General features: G+C 72.0%; 14 protein-coding genes. 10 read left to right on the top strand and 4 right to left on the bottom strand.

The genetic code is table 11. The features are described 5' to 3' along the window. The first annotated feature begins 40 nt into the window (after positions 1 to 40). From AC1DW3_RS16310 to AC1DW3_RS16275, 8 genes are read left to right on the top strand one after another with little or no spacing between them, the layout of a single operon-like run. Positions 41 to 490, top strand: a complete 450-nt coding sequence (locus AC1DW3_RS16310) for a hypothetical protein (RefSeq protein ID WP_477932730.1) — start codon at positions 41 to 43, stop codon at positions 488 to 490. Then, entirely contained in the window at positions 487 to 1,569 is a 1,083-nt protein-coding gene (locus tag AC1DW3_RS16305) for a hypothetical protein (protein WP_477932728.1), read from the top strand. Before AC1DW3_RS16310 ends, AC1DW3_RS16305 begins: the two co-directional genes overlap by 4 nt. Beyond that, complete coding sequence (locus tag AC1DW3_RS16300) at positions 1,556 to 2,548, top strand: radical SAM protein (protein ID WP_477932726.1); 993 nt, start codon at positions 1,556 to 1,558, stop codon at positions 2,546 to 2,548. Before AC1DW3_RS16305 ends, AC1DW3_RS16300 begins: the two co-directional genes overlap by 14 nt. Next, a complete protein-coding gene (locus AC1DW3_RS16295; protein ID WP_477932724.1) occupies positions 2,545 to 3,210 on the top strand; it encodes a class I SAM-dependent methyltransferase in 666 nt (221 codons plus the stop codon). Before AC1DW3_RS16300 ends, AC1DW3_RS16295 begins: the two co-directional genes overlap by 4 nt. Continuing rightward, positions 3,207 to 4,316, top strand: coding sequence for an amidohydrolase family protein (locus AC1DW3_RS16290; protein WP_477932722.1), 1,110 nt, complete (start codon positions 3,207 to 3,209; stop codon positions 4,314 to 4,316). The genes AC1DW3_RS16295 and AC1DW3_RS16290 overlap by 4 nt, the downstream gene beginning before the upstream one ends. Continuing rightward, the gene (locus tag AC1DW3_RS16285) at positions 4,313 to 5,806 is read left to right on the top strand and encodes a B12-binding domain-containing radical SAM protein (protein ID WP_477932720.1); all 1,494 of its coding nucleotides are present in this window, start codon (positions 4,313 to 4,315) and stop codon (positions 5,804 to 5,806) included. Before AC1DW3_RS16290 ends, AC1DW3_RS16285 begins: the two co-directional genes overlap by 4 nt. A gap of 1 nt (position 5,807) precedes the next feature. Continuing rightward, complete coding sequence (locus AC1DW3_RS16280; protein WP_477932718.1) at positions 5,808 to 6,908, top strand: glycosyltransferase family 4 protein; 1,101 nt, start codon at positions 5,808 to 5,810, stop codon at positions 6,906 to 6,908. Next, positions 6,905 to 8,311: an oligosaccharide flippase family protein gene (locus AC1DW3_RS16275; protein WP_477932716.1), complete on the top strand. Its 1,407-nt coding sequence runs from the start codon at positions 6,905 to 6,907 to the stop codon at positions 8,309 to 8,311. The genes AC1DW3_RS16280 and AC1DW3_RS16275 overlap by 4 nt, the downstream gene beginning before the upstream one ends. On the opposite strand, the gene AC1DW3_RS16270 is transcribed toward AC1DW3_RS16275, so the two are convergent. Beyond that, on the bottom strand, positions 8,275 to 9,081 hold the full coding sequence (locus AC1DW3_RS16270; protein WP_477932714.1) for a class I SAM-dependent methyltransferase: 807 nt from the start codon (positions 9,079 to 9,081) through the stop codon (positions 8,275 to 8,277). The two genes, AC1DW3_RS16275 and AC1DW3_RS16270, sit on opposite strands and share 37 nt — an antisense overlap. A 14-nt stretch (positions 9,082 to 9,095) precedes the next feature. On the opposite strand from AC1DW3_RS16270, the gene AC1DW3_RS16265 reads away from it, so the two are divergent. After that, complete coding sequence (locus tag AC1DW3_RS16265) at positions 9,096 to 10,187, top strand: glycosyltransferase family 4 protein (RefSeq protein ID WP_477932712.1); 1,092 nt, start codon at positions 9,096 to 9,098, stop codon at positions 10,185 to 10,187. Here the strand turns inward: AC1DW3_RS16265 and AC1DW3_RS16260 are convergent. Then, positions 10,163 to 11,392, bottom strand: coding sequence for a nucleotidyltransferase family protein (locus AC1DW3_RS16260; protein WP_477932711.1), 1,230 nt, complete (start codon positions 11,390 to 11,392; stop codon positions 10,163 to 10,165). The genes AC1DW3_RS16265 and AC1DW3_RS16260 overlap by 25 nt on opposite strands. A gap of 14 nt (positions 11,393 to 11,406) precedes the next feature. On the opposite strand from AC1DW3_RS16260, the gene AC1DW3_RS16255 reads away from it, so the two are divergent. Then, positions 11,407 to 12,420 carry a phosphoenolpyruvate carboxykinase (ATP) gene (locus AC1DW3_RS16255; protein WP_477932710.1) on the top strand — a complete coding sequence of 338 codons (1,014 nt, stop codon included), beginning with the start codon at positions 11,407 to 11,409 and terminating at the stop codon, positions 12,418 to 12,420. On the opposite strand, the gene AC1DW3_RS16250 is transcribed toward AC1DW3_RS16255, so the two are convergent. Together AC1DW3_RS16250 and pdxR are read right to left on the bottom strand one after the other, a co-directional pair. After that, on the bottom strand, positions 12,410 to 13,810 hold the full coding sequence (locus AC1DW3_RS16250; protein ID WP_477932708.1) for a B12-binding domain-containing radical SAM protein: 1,401 nt from the start codon (positions 13,808 to 13,810) through the stop codon (positions 12,410 to 12,412). The two genes, AC1DW3_RS16255 and AC1DW3_RS16250, sit on opposite strands and share 11 nt — an antisense overlap. Positions 13,811 to 13,875: 65 nt before the next feature. Beyond that, a complete protein-coding gene (gene pdxR, locus AC1DW3_RS16245) occupies positions 13,876 to 15,333 on the bottom strand; it encodes a MocR-like pyridoxine biosynthesis transcription factor PdxR (protein ID WP_477932706.1) in 1,458 nt (485 codons plus the stop codon). Positions 15,334 to 15,452: the final 119 nt, after the last annotated feature.

The raw sequence follows: 15,452 nt of genomic DNA, 5'->3' as shown, positions 1-15,452 counted from the left end.
GGGCTGGCACTCACGGCGCAGTGAGTAGCAGGAGAGGTTGATGAGATTGTCGAGATTGCTTTGGGCTGCACTGGGCACCACAGCCGCGCTGGTCGCCGGTTGTGGCGGTGGCAGCGGCGCAGGGCTGGATGCCAACGGTCGACCGCTCGGCGAGGGCGATGACCCCAGCGGGCCAATGACGGCGACTTTCAGCTCCATCCAGTCCCATGTCTTCACACCCGTGTGCACGGCCTGCCATGCCGGTGGTGCGGCACCGCAGGGCCTGAGGCTGGATGCGGCCAACAGCTTCACGATGCTGGTCGGCGTATCGAGCGCAGAGGTCGCAGGGCTCAAGCGCGTGGCGCCGGGCGATGCGGCCAACAGCTATCTGATCCACAAGCTCGAAGGCCACCAGTCCGTCGGTGCGCGCATGCCGTTTGGCGGACCTTATCTGGACGCCCAGACCATCAACCTGATCCGCCAGTGGATCGACAACGGAGCTCTGAAATGAAGGCCGTGCGAATCCTCCTCGGCCTGGCTTTGATGGCCCTGATGTCGCTGGCGCAGGCCGAGCCCTATCTCGCCATCCGTGCCGGGTTGAAGTGCGTGGCTTGCCATGTGAACCCCAGCGGTGGCGGCCTGCGCAATGCGGTGGGCAACACCTTTGCGCAGAACGTCATCCCGGCCAATGCCTTGCCCGAGGCCCTGCAGGGCTGGAACGGCTCGCTCTTCGACGATCGCCTGCGCCTGGGCGGCGACCTGCGCACGGCGACGACGCGCACTTCGGTCTCGGGCCAGCCCACGCGCAGCGTCGGCGGTACCGAGCAGACAAGGCTGTATGCCGATGTGCAGCTCATCAAGGACTACCTCGGCGCCTACCTCGACCAGCAGGTCGCACCCGGCAAGTCCGAGCGCCAGGAGGCCTATGTGCGCCTGTCGACGCCGGGCCTGGGCTGGTATGCCAAGGCTGGCCAGTTCTACCTGCCCTTCGGCTGGCGGCTGCAGGACAGCCTCGCCTTCGTGCGCCAGTTGAGCGGCGTCAGCATGACGGTGCCCGACAAGGGCCTGGAGCTGGGCCACGAGGGCGACGAGTGGTCCGTCCAGCTGGTGCGCAGCAACGGCCCTGGCAACAAGGGCGGCACGACGGGCCACCAGACGACGGCGCAGGCCATCTGGATGCAGCCCTGGGGCCGCGTGGGCGCCGCGGCCGCCCAGGTCAAGTCGACGGCGGGTGATCGCCAGGCCTATGGTCTCTTCGCCGGCACGACGACGGGGCCGGTGGCTTGGCTGGCCGAGATCGACATGGTCAGCGACGCCGGTTACCCCGAAGGCAAGCGCAAGCAATACGCGACGCTGCTGGAGGCCAATTGGCTGGTGCAGCAGGGCCACAACCTCAAGCTCACCGGCGAATACCTCGACCCCGACCGCCGCGTGGCACACGACAACAAGGTGCGCTACAGCCTGGTCTACGAGTACACGCCCATTGCCTTCATGCAGTTGCGCGCCGGCTATCGCAAATTCGGCGGCATCCCGCAGAACGCCATCGACAACCGGCGGCAGAGTTTTGTCGAGCTGCATGGACTGTTCTAGCGTCATCGACCCGCCGATCGCGCTGGCGCCGGCCATCACGCGCCTGCCGCTGGCGACGCTCTACCTGACGGAGCGCTGCAACTCGCGCTGTGTCAGCTGCGACTACTGGCGCCACGGGCGGCGGGACATCGACATCGAGACGGTGGAGCGCCTGCTGCCGGGCCTGCGCGAACTCGGCACCCAGACCGTGCTGGTCTCCGGCGGCGAGCCGCTGCTGCATCCGCAATGGGCCGAGATCGCGGCCCTGCTGCGCGGCCAGGGCCACAAGCTCTGGCTGCTGACGGCGGGGCTGGCGCTGGCCAAACATGCACAAGAGGTCGCGCGGCTGTTCGAGCAGGTGGCCGTGTCGTTGGACGGCAGCACGGCGGCGAGTTATGCGGCCATCCGTGGGCTGGACGCTTTCGAGATCGTCTGCGCCGGCATCCGCGCCGCGGTGCGCCAGGGCATGGAGGTCGGGCTGCGCGTGACGGTGCAGCGCCGCAATGCCGGCGAACTGGCAGAGCTCGTCGCGCTCGCGCACCGGCTCGGCGTGGCCCACATCTCCTTTCTCGCCGCCGACGTCAGCCATGCCGAGGCCTTTGGCCGGCACGGCGAGGTTGCCGACGGCGTCGCGCTGCAGCCAGAGGACCTGCCGGTGCTGGCCCGCAGCCTCGGTGCGCTGGCGGCGGATGACTTTGCAACCGGCTTCATCGCCGAGTCGCCGGCCAAGCTGCGCCGCATCGAAGCCCACTACCGCGCGCGCCTCGGCCTGGGTGACCCGCCGCCAGTCCGCTGCAACGCGCCCGAACATTCGGCCGTCATCGAAGCGGACGGCGGCGTGCGCCCCTGCTTCTTCATCGCCGGCACCGGCCGCCTGGGCGAGCCCGGCTTGGTGGCGGCGCTGAACTCGCCCGCCCAGCGCCGCCTGCGCGCCCTCGTCAGCGCGGGCCGTCGTCCCGAATGCGCGCATTGCGTGTGCTCCAAATGGTTTGCCTCATGACCAAGCTGGCCAACGAAGCGGCCTACGACCTCTGGGCCGAGGCCTACCCGCCGCTGCCGCACAACCCGTTGATGCGCGCCGAGCAGGCGGCGCTGCTGGCACTTTGCCCCGGCATGGCGGGAAAGCGCGTGCTGGATCTGGCTTGCGGCAGCGGGCGCTATGGCCTGCTGTTGCAGCAGCAGGGTGCGCGCTTCGTCGTCGGCAGCGACCTGTCCGCCGGCATGCTGGCGCGCGCGCCGCTGGCCCATCGCGTCAGGGCCGACATGTCGCGCCTGCCCTTTGCGCCGGCGAGTTTCGACCTCGTCATCAGTGGCCTCGCCGTCGGCCATGCGCCCAGCCTCGATGCCTGGATGACCGAGGTGGCGCGCGTGCTGGCGCCGGGCGGGGCCCTGGTCTATTCCGACTTCCACCCCGACGCCGCGCGCGCCGGCATGACGCGCAGCTTCACCGACGCCAGTGGCCAGCGCCACGAGCTGCTGCATGCCCTGCACGATCCCGATGCCCACCTCGCCGCAGCCTGGCGCGCCGGTCTGGTGCTGGAGGCACAGCGCGAGGTGCGCGTCGGATGCGAGCTGACGGAAGCCTTCACCGGTTCCGAGGATTTTTACGCGCGCTGGAACGGCCTGGCCGTCGTCCTCGCGCTGAGCTTGGTGAAGCCATGAGCTTTCACTTCTTCAATGCGGCGGATGGCCTGAGCCTGAGCACGGAGGGTGATCGCATCGCTGGCGCATGCGGCGGCTTGCGCGTGAACCTCAAGGGTGCCCGCCTGCTGCCCGGCCTCATCAACGCCCACGACCATCTGCATCTCAACGGCGCCCTGCCGCGGCTGAAGTTCCGCGCCGGCTATCGCAACGCCAGCGAGTGGATCACCGACATCACACCGCGGCTTTCGACAGCGCCCGAGCTTGTCGCGCACCGGGCCCAGCCGCGCGCGCAACGCCTGCTGGCCGGTGGGCTGAAGAACCTGCTGAGCGGCGTCACGACGGTGCTGCACCACGACCCGCGCGACGCCGTGCTGGACGCGCCCGGCTTCCCGGTCGACGTGCCCGAGCCTGGCGGCTGGTCGCACTCGCTCGCGCTGGATGGTGAAGCGGCGGTGCGTGACTCGCGCCGGGCGAGCCCGACCGGCCGGCTGTGGATCATCCACGCGGCCGAAGGCGTCGACACCGCGGCGGCGCTGGAGTTTGATCGCCTCGAGGCGCTGGGCTGCGTTGCCCCGGGAACCCTGCTCATCCACGGCCTGGGCTTGAGCACGGCGCAGCAGCGGCGCGCCGTCGATGCCGGCGCCGGCGTCGTCTGGTGCCCCGGCTCCAATCTGCATCTCTTCGGCCGCACGCTGGACCCCGAATGGCTGCGTGCCCAAGGCCGCCTGGCATTGGGCAGCGACTCACGCATCAGCGGTGGCCGCGACCTGTTGGCCGAGCTGGCGCTGGTGCGCGAGCTGACCGGCTGGAGCGAGGAGGGCCTGGAAGCGTGGGTCACGGAGGATGCCGCTCGGTTGCTGGGTTTGCACGACCGCGGGCGGCTGGAGCCCGGCCTGCGCGCCGACCTGATTGCGCTGCCACCCGGCCTGCCGCTGTCCCGCGCGACGCGGACCGACCTGCGCCTCGTCGTCGTGGGGGGGCGGCCGCTGTATGCCGACCCTGATCTGGGCGAATTGCTCGGCCTGCTGCCGGTGCGGGTGGATGGTCGTGCCAAGGCCATTGCCCCGCATCTACTTGTCGCGGAGCCCGGGCTTGAACTGATGACCGAAGAGGCCCTCGCATGAAGCGCGTGCTGCTGATCAACCCTCGCATCACGTCCAATGCGCGCTTCCCGCTGGCCGTGATGCATCTGGCCGCAGCGCTGAAGGGCCGCTACGAAGCTCGCATCCTCGATGGCAACCTGGACCGCCATCTGCCCGAGACGGCAGCAGCGGCCGTGCGCGAGGGCGGCTACGCGGCCGTCGGCCTGTCCGTCATGGGCGGGCCGCAACTGCCGGCGGCGCTGGCTGTGTCGCGTGCCATCCGCGCCGTGGCGCCCGGGCTGCCCATCGTCTGGGGCGGCTATTTCCCGACGCTTTGTACCGATGCGGCCCTGAACAGCGACTGCGTGGACTACGCGCTGCGCGGCCAGGGCGAGCAGGGCTTCATGGAGCTGCTGGATGCGTTGACCGAAGGCAAGCCGCTGGACGAAGTGGGTGGCCTGTCCTGGCGCCGCGAGGGTGGCGGGGTCGTCGTGCACAACGCCGACCGTGCCTTCTCGACCGCGCCGCTGCAGATGGACGTCACTTACGAAGAGGTCGACGACCCGCAGCGCTATCTCGGCCCGACCTATCTCGGCCGCCGCACGACGGGCTATCAGGCGGCGCTGGGCTGCCGCTACCGCTGCAGCTTCTGCGGCGTGGCCGCCATGTTCCGCGGCAAGACGGCCCTGCCCGAAGCGCAGCGGCTGGAGCATGACCTGCGCGGCCTGCAGACGCGCTTCGGTGCGGACTCGGTGCAGTTCTACGACCACAATTTCTTCGACCGCGAAGTCGACATGCAGCCCCTGCTCGAAGTGCTGGCCCGCCTGCAGATGCCCTGGTGGTGCTATGCCCGCGCCGACGCGTTGCAGGGCCTGTCCGCGGCGTCATGGGCCCTGGTGCGCCGCAGCCGGCTGCGCATGGCCTATATCGGCGCCGAGTCGCCCAACGACAGCCTGCTGCGCGACATGCGCAAGGGCACGCGCTCCGACCAGACGCTGGCCGTCGTCGAGACCTGCCGCGCCAACGGCATCGTGCCCGAGCTGTCCTTCATGCTGGCGCCGCCGCAGGACCCCGAGGGCGAGACGGAGAGGACCTTCGATTTCATCCGCCAGGTCAAGCGCCTGCACCCGGGCGCGGAGATCATGCTGCACATCCACACGCCGCTGCCGCCGCGCCGCCTCGGAGGTAGTGGAGAAGGCCGCTGGACGCCGCGCGATCCGGCCCTGCCCAAGGGCTTCACCTTCCCCGACAGCGCCGATGCCTGGGCGCAGAAGGAATGGGTGGACTACTGGTGCCACAAGGACGCGCCCTGGCTGAACCCCGCGCTGCGCCAGCGCATCCGCGACTTCCGCACCGTGCTGGGTTGCCGCTTCCCGACGCTGACCGACATCCGCGCGCCGGCCTGGCAGAAGGCCGCCCTGCGCGCCGCCTCCGCCTGGCGCTACCGGCTGGCGCGTTATGACCAGCCGCGCGAGCTGCGCTGGCTGGAGCGCGCCGTGAAGCTGTGGGACCCGCAACTGCATTCGCTCTGACATGGCCCGCGTCGTGCAGATCAGCTTCCACCGCGACCCCCAGGGTCGTGCGCCCGAGCGACTGCTGCAGGACTGGCCTACCGTCACCCAGCTCGCCGAGGCCGCAGCGGGCGCCGGGGCCGCTGTGAGCGTCGTGCAGGCCTGTGCCGACGTGGAATACGTCGGCCGGGGCGGCATCGGCTACCACTTCCTGCCCTGCGACAGCCAGCCCGAGCGACTCATCGAGTTGTTCGACCGCCTGCGGCCGGAGTTGGTGCATGTGCAGGGCCTGGGTTTTGTGCAGCAGGTAAGGGCGCTGGCGGCCCTGGCGCCGGGCCGGCCCATCGTGCTGCAGGACCGCGCCGATGCGCCGCCGCGCCCCTGGCATTGGCCGGCCTGGCGGCGCGCGCTGACGACGACGGCGCGTGGCCTGATGTTCTGTGCCCGTGAACAGGCGCTGCCCTTCCGCCGCCGCGGCCTCATCACCGCCGCAACGCGCGTCTACGAAGTGCCCGGTTCGAGTTGTGGCTTTGCGACCCGTGACCCGGCCGCTGCCCGCGCCGCGACCGGGCTGGCCGGCGACCCCTGCCTGCTGTGGGTGGCCCACCTCGACGCCAACAAGGACCCGCTGACCGTGCTCGACGGCGTGGCCCTGGCGGCACAGCGCCTGCCCGGCCTGCAGCTCTGGCTCTGCTACAGCCGCGCGCCGCTGTTCGAGGCCGTGCGCGAGCGCATGCGCGATCCGCTGCTGGCCGGCCGCGTGCACCTGCTCGGCGCCCAGCCGCATGCGCGCATCGAAACGCTGATGGCGGCCGCCGACATCCTCGTGCAGGGCAGCCACCGCGAAGCCACGGGCTACAGCGTCGTCGAGGCCCTGGCCTGCGGGCTGGGGCTGGCGGTGACCGACATCCCGTCCTTCCGTGCGCTGGCCTCCGGTTGCCCGGCCGCGCGGCTGTGGCCGGCGGGCGATGCGGCGCGGCTGGCCGACGCCATCGTGGCGCTGGCCGCCTTGCCTTCGACGCAGCGGCGCTCACTGGCGCGCGCCCGCTTCGAGTCGCACTGCTCCACCGAAGCCCTGGGCCGCTGCCTCGTCGCGGCCTATGACGACCTGCTGGCGGCATGAACAGCTTCGTCCTCGCGCCCGCGGCGCTCGACTTCCGGCGCGCCTTCCTCGTCAATCTGGCCTCGGCCACCGGCGGCGTCGCCACGCGCTTCGTGCTGGGCCTGCTGCTGGCGCGACTGCTGCAGCCGGCCGAGCTGGGCCTGTATGCGCTGGGCCTGGGTGTCTTCAGTGTCGCCCAGCTGTTGCGCGATGCCGGCGTGTCGGCCTATCTGCAGCGCGAGCCCGAGTTGACGCCGGCGCGCTTCTCGGCCTGCCTGGGGCTGCTGGCCTGCACGACGCTGCTGGCCACGACGGCGCTGCTGGTGCTGGCCGATCCCCTGGCCCGGCACTTCGGCCAACCCGGCTTGACGGTGCTGCTGCAGGTGCTGGCCCTGGGGCTGCTGCTGTCGGCCTATGGCAGCGTCATGGCTGCGCTGCAGTTGCGGGCGCTGTCCGCGTCGCGCATCGCTTTCGTGTCACGCATGGGCACGCTGGCCCATGCGGGCGTGGCGCTGCTGCTGTCCATGGAGGGTTGGGGCGCGCTCGGCCTGGCGTGGGCGCAAGTGGCCAGCATCCTCGTCTGCGGCCTGGCCTACGCCTGCATGCCCACGGGCCGCAGCTGGTGGCCGTCCTCGCGGGGCTGGGCCGAGGTGCTGGGCTTTGGTGTCGGTGCGCTGCTCGTCGGCCTGCTGGGAGGCGTCAATGGCGTGCTGCCCGATCTGTGGCTGGGGCGGCTGGGCTCGGCCCACCTCGTCGGCTTGCTCGGCCGTGCCCAGGGCGCGGTGAGCCTGCTGCAGGCCGTGGCCGGCCAGGCCCTGAGCTTTGGCGCGCTGCCGCTGCTGGCCGGGCGGCATGCACGCGCCGAAGCACTCGAGCCCGCCTTGCGCCGCGCCACGGCCTTGCTGACGGGGCTGGGCTGGCCGCTGCTCGCCCTGACCGTGGCCTATCGCGAGCCGCTGGTGCGCCTGCTCTACGGTCCGGCTTGGGGCGACTGCACGCCCGCGGTGCTGCCCCTCGCGCTGACGGCGGCCCTCGGCCTGGCGTTCTCGCAACTCGGCGCCGCCTTGGCCGCCGTGGGCCGGCCCGCACTGGCGGCCTGGCCCACGGGCGTGACGCTGGGCGCACGCCTGGTGCTGGGCGTGGCGATCTTCGATGGCAGCCTGGCCTCCTTCGCCTGGGCCCTGTGCGCGGCGGCCTGCCTGGCCCTGCCGGTGCAGCTCTGGCTGGCGGCCCGCCATCTCGGCCAGTCACCGCGGGCGCTGTGGGCGGCCCTGGGCGGCAGCGCACTCGCGGCCGTCGCGGTGCTGGCCGTGCCGCTGACGCTCGCGCCCATCGCCTGCGTGGCGGCCTGGCGCTGGTGCCGCCACCCCATGCTGGATGAGCTGGGTCAGCTCATGCGCCGGCGCATGACGAGCAGGAAATGATCGCCCAGTCGATTGATCAGCGGCCAGCCAGCCACGCGCCGGTCCAGGGCCCACAGACGCTCATGCCAGCGCGGGTGGCGCTCGGCCAGCCAGGTCAGATAGGGCGGCGGCACGAAGACGCACAGGCCGCGCTGCACCTCCAGCTCGAAATGCTCGGCGAAGGCGGCGTGGAACTCGGCCGGCGTGTAGTAGCGCGTCCAGATCGTGCGGCCATTCATGCCGACGGCCACGGTGCCCTTCGCGAAGCGGATGCCGGCGCGCTTCCAGCGGCGCTGGCGCAGATAGTGGGCCAGCTCCCAGGGGCAGTAGCGGCCGATGACGGTGAAGACGAGGCGGCCGCCGGGCTTGATGAGGCGGGCGCATTCGGCCGCCACGGCGCCGAGGTCGGGTACGCAGTTCAGCGGGCCGAGGTTGGAATAGGCGCCGTCGAAGCTGCCCTCCAGGCGGTTCAGCTCGTGCGCGCCGATGGCGAGCGCATCGACGGCGAGGCCGGCCTCACGCGCCCGGTCGCGCGTGCGCTCGACCATGCGCTCGGACCAGTCCGTCGCCGTCACGTGATGGCCTTGGCTCGCCAGGTGCACGGCGTCCAGCCCGGTGCCGCAGCCCAGGTCGATGAGCCGGCTGCCGGGCGAAAAACTCTTGTCCAGCCAGCGCCACATCTCGTCGCGCATGTCCTGGATGGCGAGGTTGTTGCCGCGCGGGCCGTCGTAGTCGGCGGCGACGCTGTCGAAGGCCTCTTGGGTATCAAGCAGACGGGTCTGGGTGTTCATGCGGAGGTCCGGGTTTGAAGATCGCGGTCGTCGTGCCCGGCGGCGTGGACCGCTCGGGCGAGGTGAAGGTGGTGCCGGCGCTGCTGGCCCTGCTCAAGCGCCTGGCCATGCGGCACGAGGTGCATGTGTTCGCGCTCAGGCAGGAGGCCGAGCCGGGCGAGTGGTGGCTGTGCGGCGCGCGCGTGCACAACATCGGCGGGCGCGCCACCGTGCCGCGGGCAGTGCGGGCCATCGTCAGAGAGCACGGCCGCGGCCGCTTCGACCTGGTGCAGTCCATCTGGTCGAGCAGCTGCGGCGTGGTGGCCGTCGCGGCCGCGCGGTGGCTGAAGCTGCGCAGCGCGGTGCACGTGGCCGGTGGCGAGCTGGTGGCCTTGCATGACATCGCCTACGGCGGTCGCCAGGGCTGGCGCGGCCGCTTGCGCGAGGCCTGGGTGCTGCGCGGCGCCGATGCACTGACGGCGGCCAGCCGCCCCGTGCTGGATCAATTGGCCGCCTTGGGCCGCAGCGCGCAACGCCTGCCGCTGGGCGTGGACCTGCAAGCCTGGCCGCCGCGCGAGCCGCTGCGCCGCGAGGCCGGCGCGCCGCTGCGGCTCGTGCAGGTCGCCAGCCTCAACCGCGTGAAGGATCAGGCCTGCCTGCTGCAGGCCGTTGCCCGTCTGCCCACGGCCGAGCTGGACCTCGTCGGCGAGGACACGCTGCGCGGTGAAGTGCAGGCCCTGGCGGCGCGCCTGGGCGTGAGCCACCGCGTTCGCTTCCACGGCTTCATGACCCAGGCCGAGCTGCAGCCACTGCTGGTGCGCGCGCATCTGCATGTCATCACCTCGCGCCACGAGGCCGGCCCGCTGGCCGTGCTGGAGGCGGCCGTGCTGGGCGTGCCCAGCGTCGGCACGGCGGTCGGGCATCTGGCCGAATGGGCGCCGCAGGCGGCCCTGGTTGTCGAGCCCGGCGATGCCCGCGGCTTGGCGACCTTGATCGCCCGCCTGGAGGGCGACGAAGCGTTGCGGCTGCGGCTGGCGCGCGAAGCCCAGCGCCGCGCCCTGGCCGAGGACGCGGACTTCTGTTGCGCGCAGTTCGAGCAGCTTCATGCCGAGTTGGTGGGCCGGTAGGCGAGGGCGCGATGCACGCAGTACAGCGTCTGCGCCCGTGGTGGCGCGCCGAGCAGGAAGCCCAGCGCCTTGAGCCACGTCGGCCGGCGGGTCCAGGTGGAGCCGGCCAGCGAATGCTGGCGCTGCACGATCTGCGCGGTGGCGGCCTGCTCCGCGGGGCGCAGGCGCTGCCAGGCCAGGCCCAGGACTTCCGCCGGGCCGCGTGCCCAGGCGATGCCGGGCAGCACGGGAATGCCGAGGTGGGACAGCGACAGATCGGCCAGGCCCTGGGCGGCACTGGCGCGGCGCAACCGTGGCGGGCAGGCGGCCAGCGCCGTGGCCGGGATGGGCGCCAACCGGCCGGGGAAGAGGCGCTGCGCCAGCCGCAGCGGCGGCACGGCCCACCAGGCCGGCCGGCCATCGGAGGCGGGTGCCAGGGCTTGCGCCCAGTCGGCTGCATCCAGGCGGGCGCCCAGCGCGGCGATGTCATGCAACTGGATCAGCCGCACGCTGCGGCTGCAGAGATTGCCGGCCGTGTGCAGCAGCAGATGGCGCATCAGCGCGGCCTGGCTTGGGTAGGCATTCAGCCCCGGGCCGGCATCGGCTGCCAGAAGGCCGGCCGTGATGGCTATCTCATGCAGCGGCAGCGGCTCGCTGACGGCCTGGTGCAGTTCGATCTTGATCGGGTCGTCCTCATGCTCGCCGAAGGCGCGGTCGGCGCGCTGCTGCAGGGGTTCGTAGGCGATGTGGCGACGTTTGGCGGCGCCCGCCCGGTAGCCGAGGGCCGTGACGAGGCGGTCGGCGGCATCCAGGTCGCCGGGGCGGGCCAGCAGGTCCACGTCGCTCATCGGCCGCTCGCCCGGCGCGTAGACATCGAGCCGCAGCAGGCTGGCGCCCTTGAGGCCCAGCAGCGGCAGGCCGGCCGCAACGGCGGCGCCTTGCAGGCGGGCCAGCAGCTCCCGGATGCGGGCCTCGCGCCGGCGGCCCTGCGCGGCCTGCTCGGCCAGGAAGGCCTGCCAAGGCGCGGGGCCTGCCCAGATCAGGCGGGCGGCGAGCAGGCCGCTGATGCCGTGCATGACGGACACGGCCATCGCGGCCCGCCATTCGAAATCGTTCCAGGCCGGCGCGATGGGCAGGGGGGCGGCCAGTTCGGCCGCCAGCCGGTCCGTCGTCGACCGCAGCGCCCTCTGCAGCACCGCGGCCTTGGGCAACTCCAACTCTTTCACACTGCTTCCCTTTCATGAGCACCACGACCTGGCAGGCCGATCCCCGGCAGACCGCCGATCCCTTTGGCGAGCGGGCCCCGCTGGCCTTGAGCCGCAGCCACCAGCTGATGGGCGCGCGCGTCGAGTTCCGCAGCGACAGCACCGAGCTGCTGGCGCTGGCCGACGCGGCCTACTTCGGCTTGCCGCCGCAGGCCGTGGGCGGGCCCACGCTGTGCATCGAGCTGAAGTTGGTGGAGGGCAGCGGCAGCTTCGGCGCCGAGCCGCCGCTGCCGCGCATGCTCGGTGGCGCCGGCCTGCTGGGCGCGGCGATGGACGCCTGCAACCTGGCCCTGGTCAACGTGGCCGCCGGCCGCGCCGTGGTGCAGGTCTCGCGCGAGCTGCTGGCCTTTCCCTATCACCTGCGCTACGAGCTCATCGAGTTCGCGGCCTACTCGCTGGCCTGCCGTGCTCGTGGACTGGTGCCCCTGCATGCCGGCTGCGTGGGCCTGCAGGGTGTCGGCGCGCTGCTGCTGGGCGCCAGCGGTGCCGGCAAGTCGACGCTGGCCCTGCACGCGATGCTGCAGGGGCTGGACTTCCTGACCGAGGACGCCAGTTTTGTCGACCCGCTGACGCGCCGGGTGACGGGCGTCGCGAACTTCCTGCACCTGCGCTTCGATGCGCTGCGCTGGGTGGACGACGTGGCACTGCGGGCACGCATCGCGGCGACGCCGGTCATTCGCCGGCGCAGCGGCGTCGAGAAGCATGAGCTGGACCTGCGCGGCGGCTGGGCGCCGCTGGCGGCCAAACCGCAGCATCTCGCCCATCTTGTTTTTGCCTCGCCCGAGCCAGCGGCGGACGATGTGCTGCTGCGGCCGCTGGACGCCGCCGAGATGATGCAGCGCCTGCACATCAGCCAGCCCTATGCCGCCGGCCAGCCGGGCTGGGCCGACTTTGTCGAAGGCTGCGGCGGGCTTCATGGCTGGGAACTGCGCCGCGGCAGCCAGCCGCGCGCGGGCGCCCTGGCGCTGAAGGGCCTGCTCATGGCGTGAGGGCGGTGGCGGGGCTCAGGCTGGCGATCAGCCGGGCCCAGCGCTGCTTCAACTCGTCGCCGGCGCGGCGGCGCGCGGGCGTGTCGGCGGCGCCCAGGTCCACCTGCGCGTGCAGCAGGTCGCGCACCGCGCGGTAGACCTCGCTGCCGAAGGTGCCGCGGAACATCATGGCGAGGTCGCCGCTGTCGTCCCAATGCGTCTTGGCGCCGAGCTGGGCCTTGACCTGCTCGTGAAAGCGCGTGCCCGGCAGCGGGTAGGACACGCTGACACCGATGTCGTCAGGCCGCGCCTCCTCGATGAGGCGGCGCGTCTGCAGCAGTTCGTCCAGGCCTTCGCCCAGATAGCCGAGCTGGATGAAGAAGCCCACGCGCACGCCCACCGCCTGCAGGCGCTCTCTGGCCTGGTGGATCTCTTCCACCGTCGTGCCCTTGTTCATCGCGTCCAGCACCTGCTGGCTGCCGCTCTCGGCGCCTATCCAGACCTCGCGGCACCCGGCGTCGGCCAGCGCCTGGGCCATCGCGTCGCTGATGAGGTCGGCGCGGGCCTGGATGGTGAAGGGCACGCCGCCGCCCCGCGCATCGAGCTCGGCGGCGAAGCGCTGCACCCAGTCGGCGCGGAAGCCGAAGATGTCGTCCGCGAACCAGACGTGGTCGGCCGCGAAGCGGCGCTTCAGCTCGGCCATCTCTGCCGCCACGGCCGCCGCGCTGCGCTGCTGGTAGCGCTGGCCCCAGATGGGCTTGGCGCACCAGTTGCAGCGAAATGAGCAGCCCTTGGAGGCCGCCATGTTGAGGCTGAAGTAGCCGTGGGCCGCCGTCCAGGTGGCGCGGTAGCGCGGTATGTCGACGAGGTCCCAGGCCGCAGGGGCTTCGAGCTCGGCGTGGTCGCCACGCGGCTGCAGCGTGACGGGCTGCTCCAGGCCGGCGAGCAGTTCGCGGCCAGGCCGTGCGGGCTCGGCCTCCAGGCGGCGCAGCAGGGCGGGCAGCACGTCCAGGCCTTCGCCGCGCAGGGCGACGTCGGCACCGGCACGCAGATAGATCTCGGGGGCGTCGCTGGCGTCCGAGCCGGCCACGATGACGCGCGCGCCGGCCCGGGCGGCGCTGGCGATCATGGTGCAGGCGGCCTCGCGCATCTTGGCCAGGCACATCTTGCTCAGGTAGTTGTAGTTGTCCTCGTAGAGCAGCACGACGCGCGGTCGCGCGGCGGCGAGCTGCTGGTCGAAGTCCTGCGTGCCGGCGGCCAGCATCGCGTCGAAGAGGGCGACCTCATGGCCCTGGCGGCGCAGCAGTTCGGCGACCTGCAGCGTGGCCAGGGGCGGGTAGGGCTTGGCGCGGTCGAACTGTTTGGCGTCGAAGCGCAGAAAGAAGCTGTGGCCGACCAGGATGGAGAGCACGCCTTCCCCTCAAGTTGGAGTTGAGGCGTGGGTGCCGGCCGGAGGCCGGCAGGTTCAAGGCATCCCTAGTCCAAGGCCGCGGCGAGTTTCTGCACCCCGCTGCGGATGCTGGCCTCGCTGAAGGCCGCGAAGCCGAAGCGCAGGCCGGCCGGTGCGGGGTGTTGCAGCCGGTAGGCCGTCAGCGGCGCGACCGTCACGCCCGCGGCGGCCGCACGGCCGGCCAGGTCGGCATCGCGGGCCGAACCGGGCAGCCAGGCCGTCAGGTTCAGGCCGCGGCGCGCGGGCGCGAGTTGCAGCCAGCGGCCGAAATGCTTGTCCAGCTCGTGGCGCAGGGCCTCGGCGCGGGCGCCGTAGACCTGGCGCAGCTCGCGCAGATGCCGGGCCCAGTGGCCGTCGGCGATGAAGTCGTGCAGCACGGCCTGGTCCAGCAGCGCCGGCTGGGCCTGGGTCAGTGCCAGCGCCGTGCACACCGGCTCGACGAGGCGGCGCGGCAGCACCAGGTAGGCCAGGCGCAAGCAGGGTGCCATGCTGAAGGCCAGGCTGCCGAGGTGGATGACGCAGTCGCCGTCGTCCTCGGCCTTCAGTGCGTGGGCGCCGCTGCCGTCGAAGACGAAGTCGCCGTCGCGGTCCTCGTCGATGACGTAGGCGCAGGCACCGCGCGCCCAGGCGAGCAGGGCCTGGCGGCGCGGCRCCGACATGGCGTGGCCCAGCGGCATCTGCGCGGCGGACGTCGTGCAAGCCAGGCGGGCGCGCGGCGCCATGCGCAGGGCCGCGTCGACCTGCAGGCCCTGTTCGTCTACCGGCACCGGCACGACGCGCGCGCCGGCCGCCGCCAGCAGGGCCTGCACGGCGGGGGAGCCGGGGTCTTCCACCCAGGCCTGCTCGCCGGGGTTGAGCAGCAGCCGGGCGAGCAGGTCCAGGGCCTGGCGCGTGCCGGGCACGATGACGATCTGGTCGGCGTCGCAGCGGATGCCGCGCGTCAGCAGCAGCTGCTGGGCCAGCAATTCGCGCAGCGGTGCCAGGCCTTGCCATTCGACGCCCTGCACGATGCGGGTCTCGTGCCAGCGCGCACGCCTGGCGGCGAGCCTGGCCCAGACGGCGGCCGGGAACAGGCCGGCATCGATGCGGTCGGCCTCGAAGGTGCGCGGCAGCGGGCCGTTGCGGCTCATGACGACGACACCGGCCGCGCTCATCTGGCGGCCACGGCGGGACAGCGCAGGGGCCTGGGGCGGCACTGCCACTTCGACAACAGACGCCGGCGGAGGCTGCGGCGCGACAAAGCTGCCGCGGCCGACATGGGCTGAGATGTAACCGTCAGCAAGAAGCCGCTCAAAGACTGCGGTGACGGTGGAGCGGGAGCAGCCGTGGTCGCGGGCCAGGCCGCGCGAAGTGGGCAGGCGGCTGCCGGGCGGGAGGCGGCCATCGCGTATCGCTTCACAAAGGGCCGCGTACAGCCATTGCTGCAGCGTGACGCCGATCGGCCGAGGGCCGAGGGCCAGCGAATGTTCAGCGGCGCGACGCATGCGGCACTCGAATTGGTTTGGTGTGTGACAGCTGAATTGGCCCGCGACTGCGGACTAGGGGGTGGGCAGCATGCGCGTCATTCCACGGGCTGTTCGGCCGCGGATGACGACGATGTCAT

This window comes from Roseateles sp. P2_H4 (assembly GCF_056403315.1).
Note: the sequence above shows the minus strand (reverse complement) of the source record. Positions and strands in the feature narration are given on the sequence as shown.

Excerpts from the sequence above, each read along its gene's own strand:
- AC1DW3_RS16290 (WP_477932722.1), top strand. The coding sequence starts at position 3,207 with ATGAGCTTTCACTTCTTCAATGCGGCGGATGGCCTGAGCCTGAGCACG.
- AC1DW3_RS16300 (WP_477932726.1), top strand. The coding sequence starts at position 1,556 with ATGGACTGTTCTAGCGTCATCGACCCGCCGATCGCGCTGGCGCCGGCC.
- AC1DW3_RS16295 (WP_477932724.1), top strand. The coding sequence starts at position 2,545 with ATGACCAAGCTGGCCAACGAAGCGGCCTACGACCTCTGGGCCGAGGCC.
- AC1DW3_RS16270 (WP_477932714.1), bottom strand. The coding sequence starts at position 9,081 with ATGAACACCCAGACCCGTCTGCTTGATACCCAAGAGGCCTTCGACAGC.
- AC1DW3_RS16255 (WP_477932710.1), top strand. The coding sequence starts at position 11,407 with ATGAGCACCACGACCTGGCAGGCCGATCCCCGGCAGACCGCCGATCCC.
- AC1DW3_RS16305 (WP_477932728.1), top strand. The coding sequence starts at position 487 with ATGAAGGCCGTGCGAATCCTCCTCGGCCTGGCTTTGATGGCCCTGATG.
- AC1DW3_RS16285 (WP_477932720.1), top strand. The coding sequence starts at position 4,313 with ATGAAGCGCGTGCTGCTGATCAACCCTCGCATCACGTCCAATGCGCGC.
- AC1DW3_RS16275 (WP_477932716.1), top strand. The coding sequence starts at position 6,905 with ATGAACAGCTTCGTCCTCGCGCCCGCGGCGCTCGACTTCCGGCGCGCC.
- AC1DW3_RS16280 (WP_477932718.1), top strand. The coding sequence starts at position 5,808 with ATGGCCCGCGTCGTGCAGATCAGCTTCCACCGCGACCCCCAGGGTCGT.
- AC1DW3_RS16310 (WP_477932730.1), top strand. The coding sequence starts at position 41 with ATGAGATTGTCGAGATTGCTTTGGGCTGCACTGGGCACCACAGCCGCG.